Below are 14,551 nucleotides of genomic sequence, written 5' to 3'. Positions count from 1 at the left end.
GCAGCGTGGACCCCGAAGAGTTCTTCCTGCCCCGGTCGCGGGCGGCCAACGAGCGGCTGCACGCCCTGATCCCCGGCGGCGCGCACACCTACGCCAAGGGCGACGACCAGTACCCCGAGAACCTGGCCCCGGTCATCAGCCACGGTCGCGGCGCCCATGTCTGGGACATCGACGACAACCGTTACGTCGAGTACGGCTCGGGGCTGCGCTCGGTCAGCCTCGGCCACGCCCACCCGCGCGTGGTCGAGGCGGTCCGGCGCGAGATCGACCGCGGCGGCAACTTCGTCCGGCCGTCCATCGTGGAGGTCGAGGCGGCCGAGCGTTTCCTGGCCACCGTGCCGACCGCCGAGATGGTGAAGTTCGCGAAGAACGGCTCGGACGTCACCACCGCGGCGGTCCGCCTCGCCCGCGCCGCCACCGGGCGTCCTCGGGTGGCGATCTGCGGCGACCATCCGTTCTTCTCCGTCGACGACTGGTTCATCGGGACCACGCCGATGTCCGCGGGCATCCCGGCGGCGATCACCGATCTCACCGTGTCCTTCCCCTACGGCGACCTGGCCGCCACGGAGGACCTGCTCACCCGGTACCCGGACGAGATCGCCTGTCTGATCCTCGAACCCGCGGGCCACGTCGAGCCGCCGCCCGGCTACCTCGCGGGCCTGCGCGAACTGGCCGACCGGCACGGCTGCGTCCTGGTCTTCGACGAGATGATCACCGGTCTGCGCTGGTCCGAGGCGGGCGCCCAGGGCCTGTACGGCGTCACCCCCGACCTCTCCACCTTCGGCAAGGCGCTGGGCAACGGGTTCGCCGTCTCCGCGCTGGCCGGGCGCCGCGACCTGATGGAGCGGGGCGGGCTGCGGCACTCCGGCGACCGGGTGTTCCTGCTGTCCACGACGCACGGCGCGGAGACCCACGCGCTGGCCGCCGCCATGGCGGTCCAGGCCACCTATGTCGAGGAAGGCATCACCGCCCGGCTGCACGCGCTGGGCGAGCGGCTCGCGGCCGGTGTCCGCGAGGTCGCGGCCGGGATGGGCGTCGGCGACCACGTCGTGGTCCGGGGCCGGGCCAGCAACCTGGTCTTCGCCACCCTCGACGAGAACCGGCAGCCGTCCCAGGGGTATCGCACCCTGTTCCTGCGCCGGCTCCTCGCGGGCGGGGTGCTCGCCCCGTCGTTCGTGGTGAGCAGCGCGCTCAGCGACGCCGACATCGACCTCACCCTGGAGGCGGTGGCCCAGGCGTGCGCGGTGTACCGCAAGGCGCTGGACGCCGGTGATCCCACGCCGTGGATGGCCGGGCGCCCGGTGAAGCCGGTGTTCCGCCGCCTCGTGTAGGGGTGACCCGGCGTCAGCGGGCTTGTGGCGTACGGGGATCCGGGCGGGTTCCGGTTCTGCGGTCGGTCAGCCGGTCGACCAGCCACGCGGTCGCCGGGACCACCGCCAGCGCGGTGCACCAGCCGCCGACGGCGTCGGTCGGGTAGTGCGCGCCCAGGGCGACCTCCGCCCAGCCCATGGCGGCGCCCGCGGCCAGCGCCGCGGCGAGCACGAGTGCTGTGCCGGCCGTCCTGCCGAGGCCGCTCCTGCCGATCGCGACCAGCGCGGCCATGAGGGCGATCGCGGTGAGGAAGGCGGTGTGCCCGCTCGGGTAGGACAGGTTGCCCTCGCCGTGGATGGTGCGCCCCACCAGGTGCTTGAGCAGGGTCGCCGCCCCCACGGTCAGGGCGACACCGGCCACGACGAACACCGCCGCGCGGGGGCGCCGCAGCAGCAGGCAGCCCGTCACGGCGGCCACGACCAGCACGGCGGCGCCGACGGGCTCCCCCAGGAAGTCCGTGGCCAGGGCGGGGGCCCGCCACGGCGGCCCGACGCTGTCCGCCGTCGGCAGGACGACCCAGCGGTCCACCCGGCCCGGCTCGCCGTGACCGGCGTACAGGGCACCGAGTGCGACGACCACCAGCGTGGCGAGCGCCGCGGTCAGCCCGAGCCAGAGGCGCAGCGCCGGGGGCAGCAGGGGTGGTTCCGGCCGGGCGGGCGGGTGTTCCTCGGGCCCGCCCGGCCGGGCCGTGTCCGCGGTGACGGGAGGTAAGTCGTGGTGGCCGGTCATGCGTCAGCGCCTCCTGTTGCCTCGCCCCGCTCCGGGCCCTCGGCACCGTGAGGCGGTCGATGACCGCGCTCTCAAGGATGCCCGTTGTCGTCCGGCGGCGTGGCGTGATCGCCGGATGGGCGGACGACAACGGGCCGTCGCTCAGCTCCCCGTGGTGGGGGTGTGTTCCCGGAGCATGCGCAGCACCGCCTGTTCGACGGGGCCGTGGGTGGCGGGTGCGCCGTCGGTGCCCTCGTCGCCGAGGTGGGTCAGCGCTTCGGTGACCGTCACGCCCTCCTCGTACAGCTCGATGACCCGGGGGTTGATGTAGGAGGCGCGGCAGACCGCGGGGGTGTTGCCGAGGTATCCGGAGACCTCGCGGGCGGCCCGGGCGATGGCCCGGCGCCGGGCGGTCTCGCTGTCCGCGACGGACCGGGAGACGGCCAGGGCCACGGCGGCCAGGACGGTGGCGTGCCAGGTGCGGAAGTCCTTGGCGGTGATCTCCAGACCGGCGAGTTCCTTGAGGTAGGCGTTCACGTCGTCGCCGGTCACCGGGTGCCAGGAGCGCTGTTCCCAGTAGGCGAGGAGCCGGTCGTCGCCGCCTCGGCGCCGCATCATCGCGGTGAGGCTGCGGCAGGCGGCGGGGTCCGCGATGGTCTGGGCGATCTCCTTGCCGTGCTTGCCGGTGTAGGTGAACGCGACCGTCCCCGAGCGGCAGCGGCACTGTTCGCGCAGCAGGGTGGTGAGGCCGTAGCTGTTGTTCAGTTCGGTGTAGCGGTCGCTGCCGATCCGGAAGAAGCCGAGGTCGAGCAGGCGTACGGCGGTGGACAGGGCGCGTTGCCGGGTCAGTCCGCGGTCGTTCAGATGGCCCTCGACGGCCTCCCGTACCGCGGGCAGGGCCTCGGCGACGTCGAGCACGTGCTCGTGCTTGGCCAGCTCCTGCTCCGCGCGGAACTGCGGGTGGTACAGGTACTGGCGGCGGCCCGCGGCGTCGGTGCCGACGGCCTGGAGGTGCCCGTTGGCGCGGGTGCAGATCCACACGTCTCGCCAGGCGGGCGGGATGACCAGCTCGCGGATGCGCTCCAGTTGGGCCGGGTCGCGCAGCGGCTGCCCCTGGGCGTCGAGGTAGCGGAAGCCGCGTCCGTGGCGCAGGCGGCGGAAGCCGGGGTCAGTGGGACGACTGTGGTGAAGACGCATCCGACCTCCCGAAACGGGCCCGCTGAAGTCTGTCGTACCGATACCCGCCCCGGTGTCCCGTACGCCCCACGCGCCTCTGCCCCACCGTGCTCACGGGCGGGGGTTGACGCGCCGCCACGGGGGCTTGGCGTCGGTGCCCCTGCGTCCGGCGACGGAGGCGCAGCGGGGGCACAGCCGCTGGACGCGGTCCGCGGAGCCGCCCGACTCGGGAATGGCGTCCGTCCAGGGCACGTGCGGGAAGCGGGTGAGCCGGGACCGGCTGAGGGAGAGTCCGCAGACGGTCTCGTTGCGACCGCGTTCCCATGCGTGTGCCTCACCGGCGGGCAGCCGCTGCCGGCCCTCCTCCTCGTCGGTCCACTGGCCGGAGGCGGCGACCGCGTAGGTCGTGCGTGGTGCCATGGCGTGCCTCACCGGTTCCGGGTGGGGTTCAGGTCACGGATCGCGTGGAACTCGTTTCCCGGTCCCGTCCGTTCCGTTCCGGAGATGTCCCCCATGATCGCTGTTACCTTCCTTTTAGGTAGCTTTAGACCGAAATCATACTTTTCTGTCCACGATGTTCACCGCAGTCCGCTGGAGGCACGATGACCACCGAGCAGCCCGACGGGCAGACGTACGACGAGCGAGGGGCCGTGCCTCTCGCGGGCTACGCCGCCGTGGCGACGACGTTCGCGGCGGCGGCCGGGGCCTTCGTGGCCGTGGCCCGCAAGCGCGGGGTGACCCTGCCCGACCGGGTGCCGCCGTGGGACGTGGCGCTGCTGGGTGTGGCGACGTACAAGACGGCACGGCTGCTCTCCAAGGACAAGATCACCAGCTTCCTCCGGGCCCCGTTCTCCCGCAGGGTGGAGGACACGACGGCGGGTGAGGCCATGGACGAGCCGCGCGGCAGCGGGCTGCGACTGGCGGTGGGCGACCTGGTGACGTGCCCGTTCTGCGTGTCGGCGTGGACGGCGTCGGGCCTGGCGGGCGCCTACGTCCTGGCTCCCCGGGCGGCGCGGATGGCCGGGGCCACCCTGACCGCGATGGCCCTGTCCGACTGGTTGCAGTACGCCTGGACCTGGACGCAGGAGCACGCCGAGAAGTAGGAGCCGCCCCGAACGCCCCGCGGGCCGCGGCCCGCGGGGCGTTGGGTCTCTCAGCGGGTGACGACGTGCCGCTCGTCGGGGACGCAGTGCGTCATCGTCAGGCCGCTGACGTCGCGCGGCGGGTTCTCCCCCAGGCGGGCGAGGCGCGCGCGGTCCTCGTCGGTCAGGTCCTGGCCGGCCAGCGGCTCCAGGTGCGCGACATCCTTCGGGCCGATGCCGAGCCCCTCACCGACCTTGAGCCCCAGCTCGTTCTCCACGAGCAGGAAGTGCCAGACCATCCGCTCCTGGACCGCCCGGTCGCACTGCGAGAGCAGATCGATGAAGTTCTTGACGAGGTCGTCGCGCTCCCAGTGTTCCAGGAGGCAGTAGCGCTGCCCGGCCTGGAGGTAGTCGTTGGTGCGCGGGATGCGCTTGCGGGTGAGCCTGCCGCTGATCTCGGGGCCCACCTCGTCCGGGGTGGGGTACTGCGCCTCGCGCAGGCCGCCGGTGATGGACGGCTCGTAGTTGACGAGGGGGTTCTCGCCGCCCCCGTCGACGTGATAGGTCATCTGGCCGTCGCGCTGGTTGGTGCGCACCCGCGCGTTCTTGGCCTGGTTGACGGGGAGCTGGAGGTAGTTGGGGCCGACCCGGTAGCGCTGGGTGTCGCTGTAGGAGAAGGTCCGCCCGACCAGCATCTTGTCGTCGGAGAAGTCGAGGCCGTCGACGAGGACGCCGGTACCGAAGGAGATCTGCTCGTTCTCGGCGAAGTAGTTCTCCGGCATCCGGTCGAGGACCATCCGGCCGACCGGCTTCGGCGGGAACTCCTGCTCCGGCCAGACCTTCGTGTCGTCGAGCGGGTCGAAGTCCAGCTCGGGGTGGTCGTGGTCCTCCATGACCTGGACGAGCAGCTCCCACTCCGGGTACTCGCCGCGCCCGACCGCCTCGTACAGATCCTTGGTGGCGTGGCCGAGCCCCTCGGCCTGCACGTTGGCCGCGTCCTCCTCGGTCATCGAGCGCACACCCTGCTTGGGCATCCAGTGGTACTTCACGAGGAGGCTCTGCCCCTCCTCGTTCACCCACTTGTACGTGTTGACGCCGAAGCCCTGCATGTGGCGGTAGTCGGCGGGGATGCCGCGCGGGCTGAACAGGTTGATCAGCATGTGCATGGACTCGGGGGTCTGCGACATGAAGTCGAAGATGCGCCGCGGCTGCTGCTCGAAGGTCACCGGGTCCGGCTTGAGCGCGTGGATGACGTCGGGGAACTTGATCGCGTCCCGGATGAAGAAGACGGCCAGGTTGTTGCCGACGAGGTCCCAGTTGCCGTCCTCGGTGTAGAACTTCACCGCGAAGCCGCGCGGGTCGCGGGCGGCCTCGGAGGAGTCACGGCCGCCGATGACGGTGGAGAAGCGTACGGCGACGTCGGTGCGCTTGCCGCGCTCCTGGAACAGCTTGGCGCGGGTGAAGCGGGCGATCGGCTCGTCGCCGAAGGTGCCGTACGCCTCGAAGTAGCCGTAGGCCGTCACACCCCGAGCGTGGACGACACGCTCCGGGACACGTTCGCGGTCGAAGTGGCTGATCTTCTCCAGGAACTGGTAGTTCTCCAACGTCGCGGGGCCGCGGGCACCGACGGTGCGCTGGTTCTGGTTGTCGTGGACCGGGTGGCCCTGCCGGTTGGTGAGCGTCTCCCGGTCGTCGTCCGGGGCGGGGCCCTTGCTTGCTACGTCCGTCACCTTCGTCGACTCCTTCGACCCGTGTGTGCGTAAGCCTTCTCTTGCCTTTTGTTCCGTTTTACTCCGTGGGGTCCTCTTTACTCCGTGGGGTCCTCGTCCCCGTCCCCGTCGTCGTCGCCCTCGGCCTGCGACGGCGTCGTGCGCGGCGGCTCGGCGTACTCGCGCCCCCGTGCCTCCTCACCGCTCGTGTCGCGGTCGCCCTCGGCCTGGGACGGCGTGTTCTCACTCATGGGTCCTGCCTCCGTCACGTACTGGTTCGTGCTGCTCGCTCCTCATGGCCGTCTCCCGGCCGTGCCCCTCGCCGCGCCCGGTCACAGCAGCAGGACGAGCGCGTAGACGAGGAAGAACGCCGCGACCAGCACCACGAGGGCGATGATCACGGTCAGTGGGCCCTTCGCCCAGCCCTTCGGCGGGTTGTGCGTCTCCTGCGGTCCCGCCCCCGGCATGCTGCTCTCGGCCGGGGGCGTCTCCCCGGGCGGCACGCCCCCGCCCGGTTCCAGTCCTGTCGAGCTGCGGGGGTCCGGATCCGGGTCCGGAGGGTTGGAAGGGGTCATGCGTCCCAAGTTCCCACGACACGCCAGGACTCACCTCTCGTCCGGGCGCGATGTGTGAGCGCAGGGCACGGTTGAGGTGGGCTGCCGGGGAGACCCGCGGGTATCGGGGGCCCGGACGGCCCGGACCCGGGCCGGAACCATCGACGCGCGAGGAGGCTCCATGACCGTCCCCACCCCTTCCACCAACCGAGTGGCCGTCGTCACCGGCGCGGACTCCGGCATCGGCCGCGCCACGGCCGTCCGGCTCGCCGAGGCAGGCCTCGACATCGGCATCACCTGGCACAGCGACCGCGAAGGCGCCGAGCGGACGGCGCGAGAGGTGCGCGGCCACGGCCGCCGCGCGGCCGTCGCCCGGATGGACCTGACCCGGCTGCCCGATGCCGCGTCCGTCGTCGACGACCTCGCCGGGGAACTCGGCAGGATCGACGTCCTCGTCAACAACGCCGGTACGGGGACCTCGACGCCCTTCCTCGACCTGAAGCACGAGGACGTCACCCGCGTGCTCGACGTCGACCTCGTCGGCCCGTTCCTGTGCGGCCAGCACGCCGCGCGCCGCATGATCGGGCAGGGCGGGGGCGGTCGCATCGTCAACGTGACCTCGGTGCACGAGCACCAGCCCCGGGTGGGCGCCGCCCCGTACTGCGCCGCCAAGGGCGGCCTCGGACTGCTGACCCAGGTGATGGCCCTGGAGCTGGCGGAGCACGGCATCACCGTCAACTCCGTCGCGCCGGGCGAGATCGCCACCCCCATGACCGGGCAGGAGGACACGGACGTCCACGACGAGCGCCGCCCGGGCATCCCGCTGGGGCGGCCCGGTGACGCCCGGGAGATCGCCGCCGTCATCGCGTTCCTCGCGAGCCCCGACGCCTCGTACGTCACCGGCGCCTCCTACGTCGCCGACGGCGGCATGCTGCGGATGGGCCCGCAGGCCGGATCCCACCTGGGCAGCGACGAGTGGCGGCGCCCCTGACGCTCCGGGCGCACCGGGCACACGCGCGAAGAGGTGGCGCGTCCGCGCCTGCGGTATAAGGGAAATTCACGTACGGACACCGGCCCGTGTCGAAGCCGGCGGACCGGGTACCGGAGCTGCCTGGAGCAAAGGATCGTCGAAGACGTCCGGCCCGCACGCCCGGTGCGGCGACCGGTGTCCGGAAACGGAGCGACAGGTGACGCGGAACGCAGAGAACGCCACGGAAGACCGACCCGAGCCGGTGACGAAGCTGCGTCCCGCCGCCGGTCCCGCCGGGACGCACCCGCGGCACGACATCCCGGCCGAGGCCCTTCCGCCCGACCTCAACCAGGCCATCCTGGAGGCGGCCAAGCAGGTCGGTTCCGTCCTCAAGCGCAACGGTCACGCCTTCGCCCTCGCGGGCAGCGTCGCCGTCTACGCGCACGGCGGCACCGGCAACCTCCAGCACGACGCCGACTTCTGCATCAAGCCGGAGGACGCCGAAGCGGTCGCCGCGACCCTCGCGGAGGCGGGCCTGACGGTGTACGCGCCGCCCGAGGACTGGCTGCTGAAGGCCAAGTGCCTCGGCCAGGACATCGACCTCATCTTCCAGCTCGCCCACCAGCCGGTCACCGACGACCTCCTCGCCCGGGCCACGCCGCTGCCGGTCGACTCGGTGCGCATGCCGGTCCTCGCACCGACCGACCTGATGCGCTCGCTGCTCGCCGCCTTCTCGGAGCACCACTGCGACTTCGGCGCCGTCCTGCCCATCGCCCGGCAGCTCCGCGAGAAGGTCGACTGGCAGGCGCTGCGCCGCGAGTGCGGGGACGGGCCGATGCCGGCGGCCTTCCTCTTCCTGCTGGAGCGCCTGGGAGTCATCGCACCGCAGGACCACGGAGCACCGCGAGGAGGAGACCGATGAACGACCCCGCCAACGTGGAGTACCGCATCGCCCACCTGAAGGAGCGGCTCGCCGCGGAGGAAGTCGGCGAACTGGGCATCCGCGTGGAGCCCCGAGGCTCGTCCGTGACGGTCGTCGGGACCGTGCCCTCGGCCCACTGCCGCGAGGAGCTGGTGCGCATCACGCACGAGGAACTGGACGGCGTGACCGTCCACTTCGACATCGTGGTGGCCGAATCGGCGGCCCCCGACCACCCGGAGGAAGTGGCATGATCCGCGTCGCAGCCGTGGGGGACATCCACATGGGCGCCGACAGTCAGGGCGTGCTGAGGCCCGCCTTCGAGACGCTGCCCGACTGTGCCGACCTGCTCCTCCTCGCCGGGGACCTCACCCGCCACGGCACTCCGCAGGAGGCACGGGTGGTCGCCGAGGAGGTGGCCGACCTGCCGGTGCCGGTCGTCGCCGTCCTCGGCAACCACGACCACCACGACGAGAAGCCCGACGAGGTCACCGCCATCCTGCGCGAGGCGGGCGTGCGGGTGCTCGAAGGACAGGGCACCGTCGTCGAGATCGACGGGGCGCGCGTGGGCATCGCGGGCACGAAGGGGTTCGGAGGCGGCTTCGTCGGCCGCAGCGGCAGCGAGTTCGGCGAACACCTCATGAAGGAGTTCATCCGCTACACCCGGCGCTGCGCCGAGGGCCTGGGCACCTCCCTGCGGGAACTGGCCGAGGACGGCTGCGACACCCGCGTGGCCCTGACGCACTTCGCACCGGTGCCGGACACCCTGGCGGGTGAGCCGCTGGAGATCTACCCGTTCCTCGGCAGCTATCTGCTGGCGGAGGCGATCGACACGGCCGGCGCGGACCTGGCGGTGCACGGCCACGCCCACGCGGGCACCGAACACGGCATGACCAGCGGCGGCGTACCGGTCCGGAACGTCGCGCAGCCCGTCATCCGCAAGGCGTTCAACGTCTACCACCTCCAGGCCCGCGAGCGCGCGGGTCAGCCGACGTAACGGCGGGCGGTGGAGTGGCGGCGCGCCTCCTCCAGGGCGACGATCCGGGCCTCGATGTCGGCCGGGACGGGCCGCCGCTGCCGCAGCACCCAGGGGAGCCCCGCGACGGCCTCGGCGACGGCCCGCGCCGACGCCCTGTCGCGGGGCACGGTGCGCAACAGGTGACCCGTGCGGCGCAGGGCGGAGCGCCAGGGGCGGCGCAGCCACGTGAACCACAGGGTGTTGCGCACGCCGAGGACGCGGCGCTCGGTGCTGTCGCGGGCCGCCGATGCCGCGTGATGGATCGTCAACTCCGGTACGTAGCAGAGCCAGTGACCCCGCGTCAGCAGGTCGGTGGCCAGCAGCTCCTCCTCGCCGCCGAGCCACAGCCCCGGATGGAAGCCGCCGACGGCCCGGAAGTCGGCGGCGCGGATCACCGTGGCGGCGGCGAGGAACGAGCCGAGCGCGGGCCCCGGCAGCCAGTCGGGCCCCGCGAGCGGTGAGTCGCGCAACTCCGCGACCACCGGGTCCTCCTCGCCCGACGGTTCGACGACGATCCGGGCCGTGACCGCCGCCAGGTCCGGGTGCGCGTCGAGCAGGTCCGCGGCGTGCCGCAGCGAGCCCGGGTCCCACCAGGTGTCGTCGTCGCAGAACGCCACGTAGGGCGTGCGGACCCGGCGGACGGCGAGATTGCGTCCGACGGCGCCCAGATTCCGCCCGGGGAGCAGGAGTTCGACCTCGGGGAAGAGCCGGGCGACCGCCTCCGGGGTGCCGTCGCGGGAGCCGTTGTCGGTCACGATCACCGGGGGCCGCTCAGGCAGTTCCCGCAGCGTGCGCAGGGTGCGCAGCAGCTCGGGGCGCCGGTCCCTGGTGATCACGACGACGGTCGTACGGGGGTCGGGTCCCTGCTGGTCGGTCATCGGTACTGGTCCTGTGGGTCGGGTGCGGGGTCGGACGCCGGGGTCGTCGGGGGCCGGTCGAGCAAGCGGGCCGCGTGCTCGACCCGGGCGGGCAGGGGCGCGCGGCTCCGCAGCGCGGCGGGGAGCCGGGTCAGCACGCCGCTCAGGGCGAGGGCGGCGTCCCGTTCGCCGCGCACGGCTGCGGCGGCGAGCCGCCCGGTGCCGCGCAGGGCCACGGTCAGGGGGCGGCGGAGCCATGCGGTGAGCACGGCGTTGCGCTGCTGCGTCGTGGTGCGGCCCGGCCGGGTGCCGGTGTCGGGGTGGTGGTGGGCCGTCACCGAGGGCTCGTAGGTGACGCCCCAGCCGCGGGCCGCGAGGTCGTAGGCGAGGAGGGTCTCCTCGGCGCCGAAGAACAGCACTCGGTGGTAGCCGCCCGCGTCGAGGAAGGCCCGGCGCCTGGCGACCGCCGCGCACGCGAGGAACCCGAGGACGGGGCGTCCCGGCAGGTCGGCGGCGGGCGGCAGCGGCGAGTCGCCGAGCACCCGGTTCAGGGGGTCCTCGGCCGCGTCGGGGCCGACCAGGGTCCGGGCGGCCAGCAGACCGAGGCGGGGATGCGCGTCGAAGAGGTCGGCGGCCGTGTCCAGGGCGCCCGGCGCCCACCAGGAGTCGTCGTCGCTGAAGGCCACGTACGGCGTCGTGGCGTGCCGCACGGCCAGGTTGCGGCCGAGGGCGCCGGTGTTGCGCCCGGCCGCGACCACGCGGGCGCCGCCGTGGTGGGCGCGGGCCGCCTCGACCGTGGCGTCGGTGGAACCGTTGTCCACGACGACGACGGGCGGGCGTTCGGGCAGCGCCGCCAGTTCGTCCAGCGTGCGCAGCAGGCTCGCGCACCGGTTGCGGGTGATCACCGCGACCGTGGTGCGCGGGGCGGCCCCGCTCACGCGCCCTCCTTGAGGAGTTTCTGCACCGCGCGCAGCACGTCCTGGGCCGTCACCTCGCCGAGGCAGGGATGGCCGGGGACCGGGCAGTGGTGGGCGCGGGTGTCCGCGCAGGGGCTGGCCTGGTCGCCGAGGAGGACGGCGGGCACGCCGTAGGGTCCCCGGCGCGCCGCCGCCACGACCGGCGCGTACGGGGAGACGACCGGGGTGCCCGTCGCGGCGGCGAGGTGGGCGGGGCCGGTGTTGCCCGCGACGACGACATCGGCGGCGCGCAGCACCCCGGCCAGCGTCCGCAGGTCGGTGCGCCCGCCGAGATCGACGGCCGTGTCACCGCTGACCTCGCGGCACAGGGCGCTCTCGCCGGGCCCGCCGGTGACGACGACGCGGTGGCCGGCGTCGGCGAGCAGGGCGACCGTCTCGGTGGCGCGGGCGGCTCCCCAGCAGCGGGCCGGCGCGCCCGCGCCCGGGTGCAGCACCACGTAGGGGCCGTTGCCGGTGAGGCCGGTGGTGTCGGGGGCGGACAGGACGCGCGGCCGGCCGTCGTCCCCGGTCCGCGGCCCGAACCCGAGGGCGGCGGCCAGGTCGAGCCCCGCCTCGACGTCGTGCCGGTCCGGCAGCCGCGGGTGGCTCACGTCGACGAGGGTGCCGGGGTGGTCGATGCCTTCGGCCGCGATGCGCGGCACGTGGGCCATGCGCAGCAGGAGCGCGACGGGCAGCGGGCCCGGCGGAGAGGTGGGCAGGACGAGCGCGACGTCGTACGCGGCGTCGCGCAGGCGACGCAGGAGGCCGTCGATGTCCGCGTCGTCCACCGTCGGCGGGCGGCTCCCCTCCCACGGCGCGTCCCATACGAGGATGTCGTCGACGCCGGGCAGCAGGGCGGCGGCGGCCTCGCCGCGCGGGCCGCACATCAGCGTCACGTGGTCGGCCCCCGCGGCGACCGCGCGGACCGCGGGACCGGCGAGGACCACCCCGGTCATGCCGTCCAGGCACACGACGAGCGCCTTCACGAAGCGTTCTCCCTCCGGTCGAGGAAAGAGGCGATGGTGCGCTTGAGCCCGTGCTCCCAGGAGACCTTGGGCGTCCAGCCGTACAGCTCGTGGGCGAAGCCGGTCTCGGGCCGGGGCCCGGGGTCCTCTGCACCTGTCCCGGTGAACTCCAGGCGTGCGTGGGAGCCGGTCAGTTCGATCACGTGGCGGGCTATCCGCTCGACGGTCGCCCCGGGGTCGCCGCCGATGTCGACGGGCCGTACGGAGCGGCTGGCGGCGACCCGGAGGATGCCGTCGACCGTGTCGTCGACGTAGCACAGCGAGGGGGTCGCGCTGCCGTCCCCGGGGACGGTCACCGGCCCCCCGTCCAGGGCCTGCCGGACGAGGGCGGGGATCAGCCCGGCGCCGTCGGTCGGGCCCATCCGCGGGCCGTAGGCGGGGAAGACGCGCACGATGCCCGCGTCGGCCTCCTCGGCGGCCGCGTGGGCGGCGGTCAGCATCTCGGGGAGACGGCCGGGCTCGACGGCTTCCGGGAGGTTTCCGGGGTCGGTGTGGAGCGGGTCCCCGTACAGGTGGCAGGCGGAGGCGAGCAGGAAGCGCGCGCCGTCCCGCTCGGCGACGGCCAGGGCGGTGCGGGTGCCCGCGGCGGCGGTGTCGAGTCCGTGCGGGGCGCGGTGCGGGGAGACGGCGGCACCCTGGCACGTGAGGTGCAGGACGAGGTCGTAGCGCCCGGGAAGGGTGTCGGCGCGACCGGGTCCCGCGAGGTCGCGCTCCAGGAACCGGAATCCGGGGCTGTCCACCAGGTGCGCGATGTCGCGGGGCGAGCCGGTCGACGGGTCGTCCACGCAGTCGACCTCGACGCCCGCGTCGAGCAGCCGCTCGCACAGATGCGAGCCGAGGAATCCGGTGCCGGCCGTCACCAGGGCCCGTCCCCACGGGGGCGGGGCGACCGGGGCCATGGAGAACATCGGCGTCGTCATGGACACAACCTTCCTGCCGCCGGTGAGAGTGGAGGTCGCACGCTCAGGGCCAGGACGGTTCCCGGCGCGGGACGACGACCAGCTCGGGCACGACGCTGCCCGCCGGGACCGACAGCGCGTACAGCACGGTGTCGGCGACGATGTCGGGGCTCTGCAACATGCTCACGTCGGCGTCCGGGAAGCGCTCCATGATGAACGGGGTCTCCATCCCGCCCGCGATGACGCCGGTCACCCCGATGCCGACGCAGTCGCGCTGCGCCTCCTGGAACAGCGTGTGGGTGAAGGCGCGCAGGCCCGACTTGCCCGCCGCGTACGGTCCCGCCTCGGTCCAGGTGCGGTTCGCCGCGGTGGACAGGATGTTCACGATGTGGCCGCCGCCGCGGGCGATCATGCGCCGGTAGGTCTCCAGGCACAGGTACATGGGCCCGAGCAGATTGGTCGTGATCACCCGGGTCACCTCGTCGGCGCTCAGGTGCTCGATCGGCTTGGAGACGTCCACGGCCGCGTTGTTGACCAGGATGTCGACCGGTCGCGCCGTCTCCTCCAGGTCTCGGAAGACCGCGGCGACCGCGGCGGGGTCGCGTACGTCCATTGCCACGAACCGGGCGTCGCCGCCCCCGGCGTTCAGCTCGTCGCACAGGTGCCGGGCCAGGTCCTCGCGGACGTCGGCGACGAGGACGGCCGCCCCCGCCCCGGACAGCCGCCTGGCGATCGAGGCACCGAGACCCCGCGCCGCGCCGGTGACCAGCGCCTGCTTGCCGTGGAGGTCGACCCGCGCTCCCTCGCCCATGCCTGTGTGCCCTTCCTCGCGCCGTCCGCCCGCGGTGCACCGTCCGCGACCGCTTCGCTTCCCACTGTGACGCGGAACGCCGCGCGCGGCATGTCGGGCCGGGCCCGCGCGGGACGTTCCGAGGCTGTGGCGCCGGTCACGGCGCGGCACGGCGGAGCCGCGCCCGAAGGGCCGGTGCGGGGGCGTGTGAGCAAGCACACCAGGAGCGGCGAAAGCCTTGTGCGGCAAGCGAGTTGGGGCAGGGCAGGGCCCGTTGCGCGGAAGCGCTCGCAGGGCCCGGTGAACGGGTCTGCCACCATGGTCGTCGCCGTACTCCGGAACGTCTGCCGCCACGCCATGGCGTGCCCTGCGAGACGCCTCCCGGCCGCGCGGCGCACCTGACAGATCCGGTGGAGCGACCGCGGCAGTGCGGCCCGTGTCCTGATTCTCCGCCGATTCCTCCACCTGAGTCCTCGCGGACTCGTCTCCCGAGTACTCCTGTGTCCTTCTCCCTGTT

At 73.5% G+C, this 14,551-nt stretch carries 17 protein-coding genes; 6 read left to right on the top strand and 11 right to left on the bottom strand.

Annotated elements, in window-relative coordinates:
- The first annotated feature begins 5 nt into the window (after positions 1-5).
- Entirely contained in the window at positions 6-1,331 is a 1,326-nt protein-coding gene (locus tag ACIRF8_RS14460; RefSeq protein ID WP_404214574.1) for a glutamate-1-semialdehyde 2,1-aminomutase, read from the top strand.
- 13 nt (positions 1,332-1,344) lie between these two features.
- Here ACIRF8_RS14460 and ACIRF8_RS14455 read toward each other — a convergent pair whose 3' ends face one another.
- The 3 genes from ACIRF8_RS14455 to ACIRF8_RS14445 all read right to left on the bottom strand — a co-directional run bounded on the left by ACIRF8_RS14455 (position 1,345) and on the right by ACIRF8_RS14445 (position 3,675).
- Positions 1,345-2,100, bottom strand: coding sequence for a phosphatase PAP2 family protein (locus ACIRF8_RS14455; protein WP_404214572.1), 756 nt, complete (start codon positions 2,098-2,100; stop codon positions 1,345-1,347).
- A 141-nt stretch (positions 2,101-2,241) separates the two neighbouring features.
- Positions 2,242-3,276 (bottom strand): DNA topoisomerase IB, encoded by a 1,035-nt coding sequence (locus ACIRF8_RS14450; protein WP_404214570.1) that lies wholly within the window; start codon positions 3,274-3,276, stop codon positions 2,242-2,244.
- 90 nt (positions 3,277-3,366) lie between these two features.
- Positions 3,367-3,675: a hypothetical protein gene (locus ACIRF8_RS14445; RefSeq protein ID WP_404214568.1), complete on the bottom strand. Its 309-nt coding sequence runs from the start codon at positions 3,673-3,675 to the stop codon at positions 3,367-3,369.
- Between the two features lie 182 nt (positions 3,676-3,857).
- Between ACIRF8_RS14445 and ACIRF8_RS14440 the strand changes: the two genes are divergently transcribed.
- The gene (locus ACIRF8_RS14440) at positions 3,858-4,358 is read left to right on the top strand and encodes a DUF1360 domain-containing protein (protein ID WP_404214567.1); all 501 of its coding nucleotides are present in this window, start codon (positions 3,858-3,860) and stop codon (positions 4,356-4,358) included.
- Positions 4,359-4,408: 50 nt separating this feature from the next.
- Here the strand turns inward: ACIRF8_RS14440 and ACIRF8_RS14435 are convergent, their stop codons facing one another.
- The 3 genes from ACIRF8_RS14435 to ACIRF8_RS14425 all read right to left on the bottom strand — a co-directional run bounded on the left by ACIRF8_RS14435 (position 4,409) and on the right by ACIRF8_RS14425 (position 6,621).
- Entirely contained in the window at positions 4,409-6,067 is a 1,659-nt protein-coding gene (locus tag ACIRF8_RS14435) for a catalase (protein WP_404214565.1), read from the bottom strand.
- 77 nt (positions 6,068-6,144) lie between these two features.
- Positions 6,145-6,297: a hypothetical protein gene (locus ACIRF8_RS14430; RefSeq protein ID WP_404214563.1), complete on the bottom strand. Its 153-nt coding sequence runs from the start codon at positions 6,295-6,297 to the stop codon at positions 6,145-6,147.
- Positions 6,298-6,378: 81 nt separating this feature from the next.
- Complete coding sequence (locus tag ACIRF8_RS14425) at positions 6,379-6,621, bottom strand: DUF6480 family protein (protein WP_404214561.1); 243 nt, start codon at positions 6,619-6,621, stop codon at positions 6,379-6,381.
- Positions 6,622-6,781: 160 nt separating this feature from the next.
- Between ACIRF8_RS14425 and ACIRF8_RS14420 the strand changes: the two genes are divergently transcribed.
- From ACIRF8_RS14420 to ACIRF8_RS14405, 4 genes are all read left to right on the top strand, one after another.
- Positions 6,782-7,591: an SDR family oxidoreductase gene (locus tag ACIRF8_RS14420; protein WP_404214560.1), complete on the top strand. Its 810-nt coding sequence runs from the start codon at positions 6,782-6,784 to the stop codon at positions 7,589-7,591.
- Positions 7,592-7,787: 196 nt separating this feature from the next.
- Positions 7,788-8,492 (top strand): nucleotidyltransferase family protein, encoded by a 705-nt coding sequence (locus ACIRF8_RS14415; protein WP_404214558.1) that lies wholly within the window; start codon positions 7,788-7,790, stop codon positions 8,490-8,492.
- Positions 8,489-8,743 carry a BON domain-containing protein gene (locus ACIRF8_RS14410; RefSeq protein WP_404214556.1) on the top strand — a complete coding sequence of 85 codons (255 nt, stop codon included), beginning with the start codon at positions 8,489-8,491 and terminating at the stop codon, positions 8,741-8,743. The genes ACIRF8_RS14415 and ACIRF8_RS14410 overlap by 4 nt, the downstream gene beginning before the upstream one ends.
- Positions 8,740-9,486, top strand: coding sequence for a metallophosphoesterase (locus ACIRF8_RS14405; RefSeq protein ID WP_404214554.1), 747 nt, complete (start codon positions 8,740-8,742; stop codon positions 9,484-9,486). The genes ACIRF8_RS14410 and ACIRF8_RS14405 overlap by 4 nt, the downstream gene beginning before the upstream one ends.
- Here ACIRF8_RS14405 and ACIRF8_RS14400 read toward each other — a convergent pair.
- Genes ACIRF8_RS14400 through ACIRF8_RS14380 form a run of 5 tightly spaced genes read right to left on the bottom strand, consistent with a single transcriptional unit; the run spans position 9,474 to position 14,055 of the window.
- The gene (locus ACIRF8_RS14400) at positions 9,474-10,385 is read right to left on the bottom strand and encodes a glycosyltransferase family 2 protein (protein ID WP_404214552.1); all 912 of its coding nucleotides are present in this window, start codon (positions 10,383-10,385) and stop codon (positions 9,474-9,476) included. The genes ACIRF8_RS14405 and ACIRF8_RS14400 overlap by 13 nt on opposite strands.
- Positions 10,382-11,302, bottom strand: a complete 921-nt coding sequence (locus ACIRF8_RS14395; RefSeq protein WP_404214550.1) for a glycosyltransferase family 2 protein — start codon at positions 11,300-11,302, stop codon at positions 10,382-10,384. Before ACIRF8_RS14395 ends, ACIRF8_RS14400 begins: the two co-directional genes overlap by 4 nt.
- Complete coding sequence (locus ACIRF8_RS14390) at positions 11,299-12,306, bottom strand: glycosyltransferase family 9 protein (RefSeq protein ID WP_404214549.1); 1,008 nt, start codon at positions 12,304-12,306, stop codon at positions 11,299-11,301. The genes ACIRF8_RS14395 and ACIRF8_RS14390 overlap by 4 nt, the downstream gene beginning before the upstream one ends.
- The gene (locus ACIRF8_RS14385; RefSeq protein ID WP_404214547.1) at positions 12,303-13,265 is read right to left on the bottom strand and encodes an NAD-dependent epimerase/dehydratase family protein; all 963 of its coding nucleotides are present in this window, start codon (positions 13,263-13,265) and stop codon (positions 12,303-12,305) included. Before ACIRF8_RS14385 ends, ACIRF8_RS14390 begins: the two co-directional genes overlap by 4 nt.
- A 43-nt stretch (positions 13,266-13,308) precedes the next feature.
- Positions 13,309-14,055 carry an SDR family oxidoreductase gene (locus ACIRF8_RS14380; RefSeq protein WP_404214545.1) on the bottom strand — a complete coding sequence of 249 codons (747 nt, stop codon included), beginning with the start codon at positions 14,053-14,055 and terminating at the stop codon, positions 13,309-13,311.
- Between the last annotated feature and the right edge of the window lie 496 nt (positions 14,056-14,551).

Origin of the sequence: Streptomyces sp. NPDC102406, assembly GCF_044765725.1 — a bacterium.
GTDB lineage: Bacteria > Actinomycetota > Actinomycetes > Streptomycetales > Streptomycetaceae > Streptomyces.
Note: the sequence above shows the minus strand (reverse complement) of the source record. Positions and strands in the feature narration are given on the sequence as shown.